The following is a 14,388-nucleotide window of genomic DNA, read 5'->3' on the forward strand; positions in this document are numbered from 1 at the left end:
CAATTATTATTTTTTACTTGTAGAATTAGTATTTTAATATCTATCTACTATAGCGATTCTAAATTATTTGTAAAATTCTTTTTCTTCTCTTTCTTTGTGTCCTTTGCGTTCTTTGCGGTTCGTTAAAAAATATTTTCCCACAACTAAGATATGATTGCTATATTAAACTTTTTCTGAAATTAATCACTCCGTAAAGCTGTAATAGGGTCTAATTTTGCTGCATTTCTAGCCGGAATAACGCCAGCAACTAAACCTACAGATAATGAAAGTCCAAAACCTGCAATTACTGAGGCAAAAGAAATCACAAAAGGAAATTTAAAAATATTGGCAGCAACAAAGGCAATTAGAATCCCACTACCCATGCCAATACCACCACCCACAATCGAAATGACAATTGCCTCTGCTAAAAATTGATTCAAAATAGCTGAATTAGTTGCTCCGACAGCTTTACGAATGCCAATTTCGCGCGTTCGTTCTACCACCGAAACCAGCATAATATTAGCAATACCGATGCCGCCGACCACCAGAGAAATTCCGGCGATCGCTACTATCATAATCGTAAATAAACCGACAACATTCGTGAATGTACTAACAATATCAGCTTGATTAGTAATCCGAAAATCATCAACTTGCGGTGGATAAATTTCGTGACGTAAGCGCAAAATATTCGTAACTTGAAATTGAGCAGCTTCTAACTTTTGGGAATTGCTAGATTTAATTAAAATTCCACTAACCGACACACCCGTTAAGGCATTATTTCCGACTAGTCTCCCTGACATACTTGTGAGGGGAATAAAAATTTGGTCATCTCGATCCATCGGCCCTTGAGCGCCTTTCGGTTCGGTGATGCCAATTACTTCATAAGTCTCTCCCTGGATGCGAATTTGTTCACCAATGACTTTAGTACTATTGCCAAACAATGTTCTTTTAACTGTCGGCCCAATCACAGCAACTTGCTTACTAGAATCGAGTTCTTCTTGATTAAAAAATCGCCCCTCTTGTGGATAAGTATTACGTGCGTCTGGATAATTTAAGTCTGTGCCGTAAATTGTGGTGGAAGTGTTTTCGCCAGCGTATACTACTTGAGCATTCCTTTGCAGATAGGCCGAAACTAAATCTACTGATGGCGCTTGTTGGGCTATAGCTTTGGCATCTTCCCAAGTCAAAGTAGTCGTAGAACCCAAACCTTGGCGGACATTTCCACTTCTAGGCGCACCCGCTAAAACTTGTAAGACATCTGTCCCTAATGCTTGGATTTGGTTCTCAACGCTTTTCTGCACTCCTTGACCAACTGAGGTAATGGCTATGACGGAAGCAATACCAATAATCACCCCTAGCATGGTCAGTCCAGTGCGTAATTTATTACTCCACAGTGTCTCTACCGCCATTGATAATATTTCTGTCAACGGTACTGTAGACTTACTGGGAATTTTGGGTATTTTGGGTATTTTCTCTAGACTCTTGAGCATAGCGATTTTGGACTAACAGCCTGAATATATAAACCTTTTACTTTTGCCTTTTGACTTTAATTAGCATTACCACCAGAACGACCACCGCCACCAGAAGAACGACCACCTCCACCGCCGACACCAGGAAATACACCGCCTCGTGGTGTAGACTGTGGTCTAGAACCAGGCGGGAAACTCAGCAAGACTTTTTCGTCACCTGTTAATCCTGACTTAACTTCTGTAAAATTATTAACGGTAACGCCTGTTTCAATCCGTGTAAATGTAGGTTGATCATTCGCGCCTAAAACATACACACCTGTGGCGCGTTCTCGCCGAACAACTGCTGCGGTGGGGACAACTAAAGCATTTTCTACTTCACCAACTTGAAATTCCATATCTACGTTCATCCCAGAACGAAGTAAGTTTTGCGGGTCAGACAAAGATGCTTTGACCTGAAAACTGGTAACGTTCTGCTCGACGGTTGCTTGAGCCGCAATTTGGCTGACTTTACCTTCAAAAACTTTACCTGGGTAAGCATCGGCTTTAATTGTCACTGGTTGACCAATGCGAATTTTGGCAATATTCGATTCTGATAAATTAGCTACAACTTGATTTGTTGAAGCTAGAGCCAAAATAGAAGAAGATGTGGCGGAAGAAACGGCGCTACCTGAAGTTGTGGGAGTGACAAAAGCGCCAGGATCAGAGAATTTTTGCGTCACCAAACCATCAAACGGTGCGCGGATGATAGTGTCATTAATTTGGGCTTGGATGTTTTGCAGTGAACCACGAGCCGATGTGACTTGGGCGCGGGCGACTTCGATATCTTCTTGACGGGTTCCAGCCTTTAACAAGGCTACAGCTTCTTGCTGCTGTTTAACTGTAGCCCTGGCTTGTTGAATATCTTCTGAGCGTGAACCTGCTTGTTGTAGGGCTAATGCTTGTTGCGCTTCATTGACTTGGGCTTGGGCGCTATCACGGGTTGAGCGTTTTTGAATGACTGTTTGCAGCGAAATAGCGCCAGAGTTGTAGAGTTGTTGATTGCGGCGTAAATCATCTTCTGTTTGCACTAGGGTAGCTTGGGCGCTTCTTAAACGTGCTTGCGCTTGGGCAATATCTTGCGGGCGATTACCTGCTTCGACTTTTTGCAGATTTGCTTCAGCTTGTGCTAGTTGCGCTTGCGCTTGGGCAATATCTTGAGGGCGATTACCTGCTTGGGCTTTTTGCAGATTTGCTTCGGCTTGTGCTAGTTGTCCTTGGGCTTGAGTCAAATTGCCTCGCAGGTTGGAATCATCCATGTAAGCGAGAATTTGACCTTTTTTGACAAAATCGCCTTCTTTAACTAGCAGTGTTTTGAGTACGCCCGAATTTTTGGGACTGACGTTAATCGAGCGTTCCGGCTTGACTGTACCATTAGCGGAAACTGCGATCGCTAAATTTTGTCTTTCTACTGACTGTGTTAAGATTTTTTGCCTAGCTTCTTGGCTCGGCATCACTGCTATTCGGTAATAAATACCATAGCCAATTCCACCCAACAGCCCTAGCATGAGAAGCCAAGGTAGCCAATTATACTTTTTTCGGGTTTTCGGCTCTGAAGGTAAAGCGGATGAATCTACAGGGGTTGATGTATCAAGTTTCATAACTGTGTCCGTTGTCCAAAATGGCTACCGAGCTAGTTCTTTAAGTTCAACCACTTGGTTGCTCATACTTGTAATTGCTTCATTTTACGTAATTACTATAGTGACTATATAAACATAAAATTTTAAATTTGCTATTTATTATCAATCAAAAAGTACCCTTTTTCTGCATGACTAAAGTCACTAATAATTCTTAATTGAAATATGACTAAAGTCACCAATTTTTATGGAATTGGGCAATTTACGCTTAAGACTTAACTTGAGTTTGATAGATTTTGGATTAATTATTATGAGCAAAGATGGCTTTTTGTCAATATCTAATTAGAAAGATAAATAAAACAAGGACGGATTTGAATTAGTGTAATTGCTTGGATATAACTCTGTTAAACCAAGACTTTCAGAGCTTAATTTGGATGTAAATTAAATAACTATATTTGATTTATCAAAAACAATTTCTTTTAATGAAATGAGCGAAATAAATTAGTGGATTAAATTTATAAAAAAGCGTCAATAAAGACAGAGAAAATTTCTCTTATTACACCAAATTAGCTATGTCAATCAACTATAACAAATCAGTGATTGAGAATTGTCGCTGGCGATCGAGTTCTTGAAGTTTGATTTTTTCGGTGTAGAATGCCTGATAATACGATCGCCACTTTTCTGGTTCTGTTTCTGGATCAGTTTCTTGCCACAGTTCTAAAAAGTAACGATAGCGTTTTTCGCGCAATACTCTTTCCATACAAGCAGTTGCAGCTTGCACAACTTGGGGAGTACGTAAGATTTCTTTTTTCCCAGTCTCATTTAAATGAAATAGATGGGAGATTAATTCTATCTCTTCTGCTAATTCTAAGTATCTGTCTTGTAAACTTGAGATTAAATTAATTGGGTCGTTTGTTACCTCTACAATCTGTCGCCACAAAGAACGATGGTGAGACAGGCTAAAATCTAAATTTCGTTCTTCCAGTTCGTGAATAATTGCTTGTCGTTGTTCGGGACAATGCAGGTATATCCGCAGTAATAAAGCTTCGGCGTGTTCTAAAAGACTGCGTTCTGTAGTGGGTATGGGAGAGGGAGATGTTTTTTTGCTACCCCATTCTCTTTTTGTGGATATTGGCTGAGAATAAGCAGCTGTAGCGGGAGCAATTTGAGTTAACAAATTTTCTGCTCTCAAGGATATCAGGTTTGTATCGCCCAAGCTGAGAATTTCAGCACAGCGCCCAACGTAATAGCTGCGCGTATCATTATTTGCAATATTTTTCAGTAATTTTACTATCTGCTGAGTTACCTGCTGGAAATCGGTTGCTTGTTTTAAGTCTCGGTCTTTAGTAACTTGCTGAATTTGCCAGTCTAACCAAAGTGGCGCATTTTTTAATAATTCCTGGTATTCTTCAGTACTATGAGTATGCAAGTATTCATCTGCATCTTTGCCATCGGGGATATTGAGAATCTTAAGTTGGACTTCACCTTGATATGCTAAATCTGCAATTTCGCCGATCGCCCGTTCCGCTGCATTTGTCCCGGCTTTATCAGCATCAAAGTTGAGAACCAACTGTTTAGAGTCGGTGTAACGTAATACCAAGCGGACTTGTTCTAAACTGAGGGCTGTACCGAGAGAAGCGACAGCATTATTAATCCCCACCGCATGAAGGGCGATCGCATCAAAATATCCTTCTACTACCACAGCTTGATCAAGTTGAGCAATCCCGCTTTTGGCTAAGTCGATGGCGAATAAGGTTTTACCTTTGTTAAATAGTTCGGTTTCTGGGGAATTGAGATATTTTGGCTGTTCCTCAGTCAATGTGCGCCCACCAAAAGCAATCACACGCCCTTGAATATCGCGGATGGGAATCATCAGGCGATCGCGGAATACATCATAATAACCGCCCCCCTCCTTACGCGGCTTAATCAATCCCGCCTTTTCTACCAACTGTACTGGGTAATGTTTATTTTCCACCAAATATCTATACAGGGTTTCCCAACCTGCGGGGGCGTAACCCAAACCAAACTGCTGAATTGTTTCTTCTTTGAGTTGGCGCTGAGAAAGTAAATACTGCATCGCCTTTTGCGCCTGAGTTTGGCGCAGGGCGTGTTGATAAAAATTTGCTGTTGCTGCGAGAACTTCATATAACTGTTCACGCAATGACATCTGACGTTGTAATTCTTGTCTTTGTTCAGGTTCGAGGGTTTGGACATTTACTTGGTAACGCCGCGCCAAATCCAGCACTACTTCGGTGAAAGACTGTTTCCCCAAATCCATCAAAAACTTAATCGCATTTCCGCCAGCTTGACAGCCGAAGCAATAATACATTTGCTTACCCTGACTGACTGTGAAGCTAGGGCTTTTCTCATTATGGAACGGACACAACCCGACAAAATCTTTACCACGCTTGCGTAAAACTACGTGTTCTGAGACAACATCTACAATGTCAGCACGTTGTTTAATTTCCTCAATTGTATCTGGGTGCAAGCGGGGAATATACATATTAGTCATTAGTCAATAGTCATTAGGCATTGGTTATTGCAAAGGACAAAGGACAAATGACTAATGACAAAATACTTCTGATAGCTATTATATTCTTGTTGCTAGGCGAAGAATTATGTATAAAATTGCTTACGCTTAACTTTTTAAGAGGAAATACTGAAGATGGGGCGTATATTTATTTCGGCGGCTCACGGAGGCAAAGAAGCAGGAGGAATTGATCCAGGTTCCATCGCCGGGGGAACCACCGAAGCTAGAGAAATGATTCTGCTGCGGGATTTAATTGTCACAGAACTGCGGGCGCGGACTTTTGAAGTTTTGGCTGTTCCTGATGATTTAAGTGCGGCTGACTCCATTGCTTGGATAAATTCGCGTGGTCGTCGGGGTGATGTCGCCCTAGAAATTCATGCTGATGCAGCCAGTAGTCCAACTGTGCGCGGGGCGAGTGTATTTTATATTGCCAATAATAATGAGCGTAAAAGTAATGGTGAACTACTGTTAGTGGGTTTGTTACGCCGCATTCCCCAATTACCTAATCGTGGAGTTAAGCCAGATACAGATAGTGGTTTAGGACGTTTAGCCTTTTGTCGTCAAACCACACTACCTTCATTATTAATGCAAGTCGGATTCCTCAGCAGCCCTGATGACCGCGCCTTGCTGCAAAACCGTCGTCGGGATTTCGCGTTAGGTATTGCTGATGGGCTGGCCTCTTGGAGTCGGGTAATTGACCCCACACCAGGAATCCCAACAGAACCAACCTATCCATCTATCAATATCAACATCAACGGTCAGAACTACTCAGAACAAGGAATATTAGTCAATGGTAACGCTTATATTCCCATTGATTTAGTAGATCGGCTGCGGATTGACTTAACAACAGCACAGAATGTCAACCGGATTACTTACCGCAGAGTAGTGTATGTTAAAGCTGTAGAATTACGAGATTTCAATATTTCCGTTAATTGGGATGGGGGAACGCGCACTGTTAACTTACGTTCCATTTTAGTGATTTGCAAAGGTCAAATGGATCAAATTATCTCCCGTGGAAATACCTCAGAAGTGCAGCTACAACTATTTTTGCGAAATAACAATGACAATGCTGTAGTTAAATTTCCAGACTTACCCAAACTCTATCGAGAAGAAGCCTCAATCGAAGGCGTGAACTACGATATTGCTTTTTGCCAAATGTGTTTAGAAACCGGATTTTTACGCTTTGGTGGTGATATTAGACCAGAACAAAATAACTTTGCTGGGCTTGGGAGTATTGGAGGTGGTGCAGCCGCAGCCTCCTTTGAAAATCCCAGAATTGGAGTGAGGGCGCATATTCAACATTTAAAAGCTTACGCCAGTTTAGAACCTTTGGTAAATGAAGTTGTTGACCCCAGATTTCGCTTTGTGACTCGCGGAATTGCGCCGTTAATTAATCAACTTTCTGGTCGTTGGTCAGCAGATTTAGACTATGGTGCGAAGATTACCGCTATGCTGCAACGGTTATATGAATCAGCCGGGTTAATGTAACTGTGAGATATCATCTATACTGCTAGACAATAGCGATCGCGTCCCTGTTTTTTAGCATTGTACAGTGCTTTATCAGCTAAGGCGATGAGTTTATTTGGCTTGATGTCTAAGGTGGGAATAACACAAGTAATACCCAAACTCACGGTGACGATATTCTTGATATCAGACTGTGCATGAGGAATCGCCAGATCATGAATTGCTTGCTGAATTTTTTGGGCTACCTTGATCGCTCCTACTAAGTCAGTATTGGGTAGTAATACCAAAAATTCTTCTCCACCGTAACGCACTACAATATCAGCCGGACGATGAACAGTCTGTTGAACGGTTTGCGCTACTCTGATCAGACAATCATCGCCTGCAAGATGACCATAGTAATCGTTGTAAAGTTTGAATTTATCAACATCAAATAAAATGAGCGACAAGGGTTGTGCGTCTCGGCTGAGGCGGTTCCATTCTGCTTGTAGTCGCCTGTCTAAGCAGCGACGGTTCGCTATCTGAGTCAAACCATCGAGATTTACCAGTTGTTCTAGTTTTTGATTTGCATCTTCGGCTGCTTCTTTTGCAATGACTAACTCTGCTGTTCTCTCTTGTACTCGTTGTTCCAAAGTTGTCAAAGATGTTTGTAACTGAAGTGCCATATTGTTAAAAGATTTTGCCAGTTGACCGATTTCGTCTTTAGAGTTGATTTTTGCGCGGATATCTAAATTACCTGCGGTAAATTGGGAAACTATATTCGTAAGGTAAATGATTGGCTGTGTTAGCAGTTGCCCAATAGCAAAAGCGATGATTGTCACCACTGAAGCGATAAATGCAAACAGAAACATTGCGTCACGAGTTTGCTTTTCTACAAGTGCTAGGGCAACAGCAAGGGGCTGTGCAAACAACACAGACCAAGGTTTATATTTTAAATGCGCGATCGCAATCAAATTCACCTGATTACCTGTTGCTGATAAAGATGCAATTAAATAAGACTGTTTATTATCTAATGCTTGCTTAAGTTGTGACTCATTAGTTGCCAATTCTTTGAGAGGAGCATTAAGTAAACGCCCTTTTCTTTGTAGTTCAGTTACAATATCCAAAGGCAAAGGCACAATTGATTTAAAAAGTAGTTCTGGTGCAGTGCTATGTGCTAAATAAATATTATTTTCATCTAAAAGAATAGCAAATGATTTTGCCCCAGCCATTTCAGTTTGTCTAGTTACTAACTGCTGAACAACAGTAGCATTATATGAAATACGCAATACACCCAATATATCTCCCTTGGCATTGCGAACTGGACTGCTAAAAAAGAGGTTAACAAGATCAGGAATGATTGGCGACTTCTTCATGCCAGAAACATAGGATAACCCAGTTTCCAGTGGTTTTTTAAAATAATTTTCCCCTGATTCATCTTTGCCAATGTTCGATGTATCTGTATCCAATACATTTTTGCCGTTTAAGTCAAGCAAAGAGTATGAGAGAATATTGAGCATATCTTTGCGACTGAGACGGCTTAATGTTTCTGTCGCCAATTGCATTTCGGGGCTATCATCTCGCTGTTGTGGAGTTAGGCTGAGGTAGCGTGCCAAACCAGGTAAAATCGCCTCTACGCGCACAGCATTGAGATTTCCATCAATAAAGGCATCTATTCTATGAGCAGTTTCGTTAGCCGCTACAGATAAGGCTTGTCGGGCGTTGTCAGTTAGTGCTTTTTGAGTTGTCTGTTTGTTGATAGATGCCAATAACAACAAAGGAATCAAAGCCACAATCAGAAACGAGGCAATCAACTTTCTACGGATGCCACCCAAAACATTCTGCTGCATGGCTTTAAACTAGGGAGGAGGATTCACGAAGGAAGAATTGAACAAACTGTTTAATTCAGGAATGCGGGTCAAGTTTCCAGCACGAATAAAAAAGTCTGCATATATTTTGGCAGCTTTGTAGATAGAGTTAGGGTTACTAGATTCAAAGAGTTTTTGATTTTCGGCTAAATTAGTTAGGTTTATTCCCTCCAAAGAGATTGTATTGCTAGGAATTTTTAACACTTTGCTGATGATCTCATTTCCTTCTTGAACATTTGCTTTCCAGTAGGCTGCGGCTTGCAGCCATCCTCGGACAAATGCACGAACATCTTCGGGGCGATCGCGGATTATCTCTTTGCGAAAGACAATCAGATCTAAAATCAAGCCAGAGGTTTGTTTGCTAGTAAATAAAATATGTCCCCCTGATTTCATAGCTTCAGAAAGATGGGGTTCCCAAGTGTGTCCGGCTTGAATAACATGATTTTTTAGACGTTGAGGAATTTCTGAAGCCTCTAATTTAACCAAGTTCACATCATCGCTGGTTAAGTTAGCTTTTTTCAACATCTCAGTCACGAAAACTTCGCTAAAACCGCCTAGATTTGCACCCAGCTTTTTACCTTTCAAGTCAGCAACGGTTTTAATTTCTGATTGGGCGACTACTACATCTGCTCCTGTTGATTCATTTACAATCATCACGCCTTGTATATCTGGATTTGTGGCACTCAAGATGATAAAACTTCCCAAAGAAGATATAACACCATCATACTTACCCGCACTGAAATTTGCTGCTTCTAATCGGATGTATCGTTTATGAGTTATTTCTACATCTACCCCTTGGGCTTTGAAGAATCCTTTTTGTTGAGCAATTACACTTGGATATTCTCCAACAAAATATCCAATTGGTATTTTTAAGGGAGGGCGTTTTAATTGAGTCGGTACTGAACCATGACAAGTAAATAGCAAACAGGTAGTAATCATAAAAATACTTATATATCTCAGTAGTTTAAGCATAAAGACTATAACCAATTCTATAAATCATAGTTATAGTTATTGTTTATACAATTAAGAAATATTAAATTGATTCAATTTATATCTAAAGACAGGTAACAGCAAGTTTTTAGTATCACCTAACTTTTTTGATCTGCGGTTATATGAGCCAGCCAAATTAATCTCAGAATTTATCAAACGCAGAGTATCGCTGAGTTTTTTTAAGAGAGTTTACGTGACTTACATTGATGGGGGAAGAATCCCCAATTGTTGCATCAAAGCCATGATATCTGCCTGTCCCCAATGTTCAGTTATTTTGCCATCAACAATCTGGTCTATGTGCATCACGGCAAATTTAACTTGCTGACCTGTGGGCGGAAAACCGAGTAATTCTCCTTGATGAGTTCCGCTGAATGTGCCACGGGTGACAACTTTATCATTCTCAACAATCACATCTGCAAATGTATGCTTCCCATCGGGAAACGCAGTACGCATCATCAACCCATACTCTATAAAGCCAGCTAAATCGAGAGGTTCGGATGCGCCTGTTGTATGGGCTGTAAAATTTGCGGCGATGATTTTTTTGGCTTGTTCAACACTGCCATTGTCAAAGGCTTGGTAGAATTCCAGGGCAACGGCTTTGTTTTGTGCGGTAGACATGGTTAGCGTACTGACAGGGTATTAAGCATTTAAATACCCTTATATTTACTCATAGTCAAGCGTAAACACTATTAAAATCGCTGACCTATACCTAGATGCACTTTACTTTCTCCTTGGTCGTTAACGCCGTAGTCAGCCCGAATTAACCCCAGTGGGGAATCTAAACGCACACCTGCACCATAACCAAAGCCGTAGCCTGGTTTATCACGCGCACCCGCCGGATCTCCTAAAACGGTGCTACCCGAACCCAAGTCTGAGCCGAAGTCAGCAAATAACACACCGCCAACTATGGGTAGGATGGGAAAGCGATATTCTGCGGAAGCTAAAACGTAACTGCGTCCACTCCCAACCTTCCCGCCATCGTAACCGCGTATGGAGTTGGAACCACCTAAATTAAAGGCTTCGTACGGTGGTAAATCCCCAATGACTGTACCCGCTTGGACGTTTAAAGCAAATACTTGCGGTTGCTTACTATCGAATACTTTGACTGGTACATATTGGCTGAAATTAGCTGTGACGCGGTTGAGGGAAATATTACCCTGACCGACGGGGATAGATTGTTCTGTACTCAATTTTAGTAAGGAACCTTGAGTTGGGTTGAGTGGGTTATTTCTGTTATCTTTGGCGGCGGTGAAAGATACGGTAGTCAAGTCATCAATACCTGTACCACTGGCGGATAGGGGGTTATTTTGGGCATCCGTTGGCGTAACATTACCTTGGCGATCGCGGATTGTTGTCCTGGTATAATTCAATCCTAAAGAAGCATCCCAACCATCAATCGGTCTTTGCAAGCTGACACTACCGCCAATCTGTCCTTCTCGCACTTTATCGCCGTTGGCTAATTTGATGGTGTCGTCAAAGGTTTCAGAAAGTTCTTGGCGACGGAAGCCGTTAACGGTGTAACCTAGGCGATCGGGATTGTTGGGACGATAAGGATTGATTAATTTCCCGTCAAATTGCAAATCACGACTACTTAAACCCACATTTAAATTTAATATATTGTTCTTTCCGGCAACATTTTGGTCTTGATAATTAACAGTACCAATTAATCCTTGATCGGCGTTATAACTCCCACCTAAGTTAATTGCCCGTGCGCCATTTTCTTTGAGTTCATAAACTAAATTTAAATTTGTCGCATCGCCTTCTAATGCAACATTCACGCTGGAAAATAAGCCTGTGCGATATAGTTGCTGAATATCTTGCTGAACTAATTTTTCTTGAAAGATTTGCCCAGATTTGAGTTGAATTTGCTGGCGTAAAAAGTCTGGTTTGGTGCGTCCACTTATAGGATTACCTTTGCTATCAACGGTTTGACCTTCGTCGTTGACAAAGCGAAATCTAATCTCACCTACTAAACCTTCCGCTACGTTGATATTCAAAATTCCCTCACGGCTAGGTTTAATGGATAGTACCCGCGCCAAGTTATAACCGTTGTCGGTGTACCATTTGTTGACTTGTTCTACAGCTTTTTGCAATCCCGCGGGACTGATGGCGCTATTGAATTGGGGCTGGAATCGTTCGAGAACGACTGGATAAGTTAGTACCTTTGCGCCAGAAAGTTGCAGCGATCGCACTATGACTGGTTGCACTTGATAAGTTACACTCAACCCTGTGGCTGTGGTGCGGCTGTTGACGTTGGCAGTGGTAAATAACCCAGTCTCTAAAATTGCGGCGACATCTTGTTGTAACTGGTTTTGGCTGGTGTCTCCCCCTGTTTGGGTTTTGATAACTCGGCGGACAATTTCTTGTAATTCGGGAGTTGCGCCTACTACCTGTACATCTGTTGCTGTGAGGACTAAATTATTATCTGTTGGTAAAGATGTAGGGAGTTTAACGGTAGTATTAGCCTGATTGACTGGAGTTAGTACTACTGGAGAATTTTTATTAATACCTTTGGTATTTGCGGAAAACTGTGGCACGATGACAGTTTCTGGTGCTGAAATAGCTTCTGTGCGTGTGGGAGTTTCTTCAATTACCGGAACTACTACATCTTTTTTAGTTTCGTTGGCTGAGGTAGTTGGTGCAGCTAGTGCTTGTTGAGTCACATTACTAGCCGCTAAAGTAGCTAAAGTTAAAATTGCTGTTTTAGAAATTTGCATAACAAATAATTACTAATTCGTAATTCGTAATTGAAGTATGCAAGCCTAAGCCACCACTTGCTTTGATTGGGTTTTACCCCAAACCATTGTGGTTCCCTCAATTTATTGACGGAAGTAATAAGCTTCAAGCCCTAGAACACCAATTCAGTAATCCTGGAAGAACCTCTCCCCCGACCCCTCTCCGCGCCGGAGAGGGGAGCTAATCTACCCCCTTCCCTACTAGGGAAGGGGGCTGGGGGGTTAGGTTTTTCATTAGGAAATCGATGTTCTAGCTAACTTCTATGGGTTAATTACGAATTATCAATTACAAATTATCTTGACAGTTAATATTGATCATTTGTTTCTTATGAGTAATTCACCATCGACAAATTCTCGGTTACGCTTACTGGTTTTAAGTAACGGTCATGGCGAAGATATAATTGCAGTGCGAATTGTGCAAGCATTCCAGCAACAATCAAACCCACCAGAAATTTTTGCTTTACCGTTGGTGGGGGAAGGACACGCTTATCAAAATTTGGGTATTCCTTTAATTGGTTCAGTGCGGACGATGCCTTCTGGTGGTTTTATATATATGGATAACCGTCAACTGATGCGGGATGTGCGCGGTGGGTTAGTACAGTTGACTCTCAGTCAAATTCAAGCAATGCGGCGGTGGGTGAGTTCGCAAAAAAAATCAGGTAAGCCAGCGGGGATTTTAGCAGTGGGTGATATTGTTCCGCTGTTGTTTGCCTATTTTAGTGGCGCGAATTATGCTTTTGTCGGCACGGCGAAATCTGAGTATTATGTACAGGATGAAACAGGATTGTTACCACGCAAATCAAAATCTGCCCGTTGGGAAAATTTCTCTGGTTCAATTTACCATCCTTGGGAACGTTGGTTGATGAGTCGTCGCCCTTGTCGGGCGGTGTTTCCCAGAGATGCTTTGACTACGGAGATATTAAAACAATGGCAGATTCCGGCGGTTGATGTGGGGAATCCCATGATGGATGGTTTAGCGCCTAGCTTTGGGCTACAACGATTTTATACGGCGGATGTCCAACAACAAGAATTAGCACGACCATTGGTTGTGACGTTGCTTCCTGGTTCTCGTCCACCAGAAGCTTATCAAAATTGGCTAGTGATTCTGGAAGCTGTATCTGCGTTATTGGCAAGTTTTCCAGAGCGTGATGCAGCAGGGCATACTTCTGGTAATGTGGTGTTTTTAGCAGCGATCGCACCCAGTCTTGATACCAGTCAATTAACGTCTAGTTTACAGGTTCAAGGTTGGCGACCCCACACGGAATCTCCGATTTCTTTACCTGATGCCAATACTTTAATTTTTAAACAACGCCATGCTTATTTGCTGATCTCCCAACAAGCTTATAACGATTGTTTGCATTTAGGAGATGTGGCGATCGCAATGGCGGGGACAGCTACGGAACAATTTGTTGGTTTAGGTAAACCAGCGATCGCCATTCCTGGACAAGGGCCACAATATAATTATGCTTTTGCTGAAGCCCAAAGCCGTCTTTTAGGAGATTCTTTGATTTTAATTGAACAGCCGTCCCAAGCAGCGAAGGTGATGCGATCGCTGCTCCAAAATCCTGACAGGTTACAAATCATCGCTGAGAATGGCTTACGGCGGATGGGTCAACCTGGGGCTGCACGACGAATTGCTGATTGTTTAGCCGAAAGATTAGTTTTAAGAAGCAAAAAGTAAAAGATTCTCTTATTTGAGACTAAAGTGCTGATTTTTGAACATCAATAATCTAGTAACTACAGCTATAACTTTTGCCTTTTGCC

9 protein-coding genes are annotated in these 14,388 nt (G+C 41.7%); 2 read left to right on the top strand and 7 right to left on the bottom strand.

Features of this window, described 5'->3' with window-relative positions:
- Nucleotides 1–179 precede the first annotated feature (179 nt).
- The 3 genes from IQ244_RS14265 to dnaG all read right to left on the bottom strand — a co-directional run bounded on the left by IQ244_RS14265 (nt 180) and on the right by dnaG (nt 5,564).
- Nucleotides 180–1,469 carry an ABC transporter permease gene (locus IQ244_RS14265; protein ID WP_193895042.1) on the bottom strand — a complete coding sequence of 430 codons (1,290 nt, stop codon included), beginning with the start codon at nt 1,467–1,469 and terminating at the stop codon, nt 180–182.
- Between the two features lie 56 nt (nt 1,470–1,525).
- On the bottom strand, nt 1,526–3,085 hold the full coding sequence (locus tag IQ244_RS14270) for an efflux RND transporter periplasmic adaptor subunit (protein ID WP_193895044.1): 1,560 nt from the start codon (nt 3,083–3,085) through the stop codon (nt 1,526–1,528).
- Nucleotides 3,086–3,644: 559 nt separating this feature from the next.
- A complete protein-coding gene (dnaG, locus tag IQ244_RS14275) occupies nt 3,645–5,564 on the bottom strand; it encodes a DNA primase (RefSeq protein ID WP_193895161.1) in 1,920 nt (639 codons plus the stop codon).
- Between the two features lie 162 nt (nt 5,565–5,726).
- Between dnaG and IQ244_RS14280 the strand changes: the two genes are divergently transcribed.
- Nucleotides 5,727–7,079 carry an N-acetylmuramoyl-L-alanine amidase gene (locus IQ244_RS14280; RefSeq protein WP_193895046.1) on the top strand — a complete coding sequence of 451 codons (1,353 nt, stop codon included), beginning with the start codon at nt 5,727–5,729 and terminating at the stop codon, nt 7,077–7,079.
- Nucleotides 7,080–7,093: 14 nt separating this feature from the next.
- Here the strand turns inward: IQ244_RS14280 and IQ244_RS14285 are convergent, their stop codons facing one another.
- From IQ244_RS14285 to IQ244_RS14300, 4 genes are all read right to left on the bottom strand, one after another.
- On the bottom strand, nt 7,094–8,881 hold the full coding sequence (locus tag IQ244_RS14285; protein WP_193895056.1) for a diguanylate cyclase domain-containing protein: 1,788 nt from the start codon (nt 8,879–8,881) through the stop codon (nt 7,094–7,096).
- A 9-nt stretch (nt 8,882–8,890) separates the two neighbouring features.
- Complete coding sequence (locus IQ244_RS14290) at nt 8,891–9,871, bottom strand: ABC transporter substrate-binding protein (RefSeq protein WP_193895058.1); 981 nt, start codon at nt 9,869–9,871, stop codon at nt 8,891–8,893.
- 216 nt (nt 9,872–10,087) lie between these two features.
- Nucleotides 10,088–10,507 carry an ester cyclase gene (locus tag IQ244_RS14295; protein ID WP_193895060.1) on the bottom strand — a complete coding sequence of 140 codons (420 nt, stop codon included), beginning with the start codon at nt 10,505–10,507 and terminating at the stop codon, nt 10,088–10,090.
- A gap of 71 nt (nt 10,508–10,578) precedes the next feature.
- The gene (locus tag IQ244_RS14300) at nt 10,579–12,606 is read right to left on the bottom strand and encodes a BamA/OMP85 family outer membrane protein (protein WP_193895062.1); all 2,028 of its coding nucleotides are present in this window, start codon (nt 12,604–12,606) and stop codon (nt 10,579–10,581) included.
- 346 nt (nt 12,607–12,952) lie between these two features.
- Here IQ244_RS14300 and IQ244_RS14305 point away from each other — a divergent pair, with 346 nt between their 5' ends.
- Nucleotides 12,953–14,305 (top strand): lipid-A-disaccharide synthase-related protein, encoded by a 1,353-nt coding sequence (locus IQ244_RS14305; protein WP_193895064.1) that lies wholly within the window; start codon nt 12,953–12,955, stop codon nt 14,303–14,305.
- Nucleotides 14,306–14,388 lie beyond the last annotated feature (83 nt).

This window comes from Nostoc sp. LEGE 06077, from assembly GCF_015207705.1.
GTDB lineage: Bacteria > Cyanobacteriota > Cyanobacteriia > Cyanobacteriales > Nostocaceae > Nostoc_B.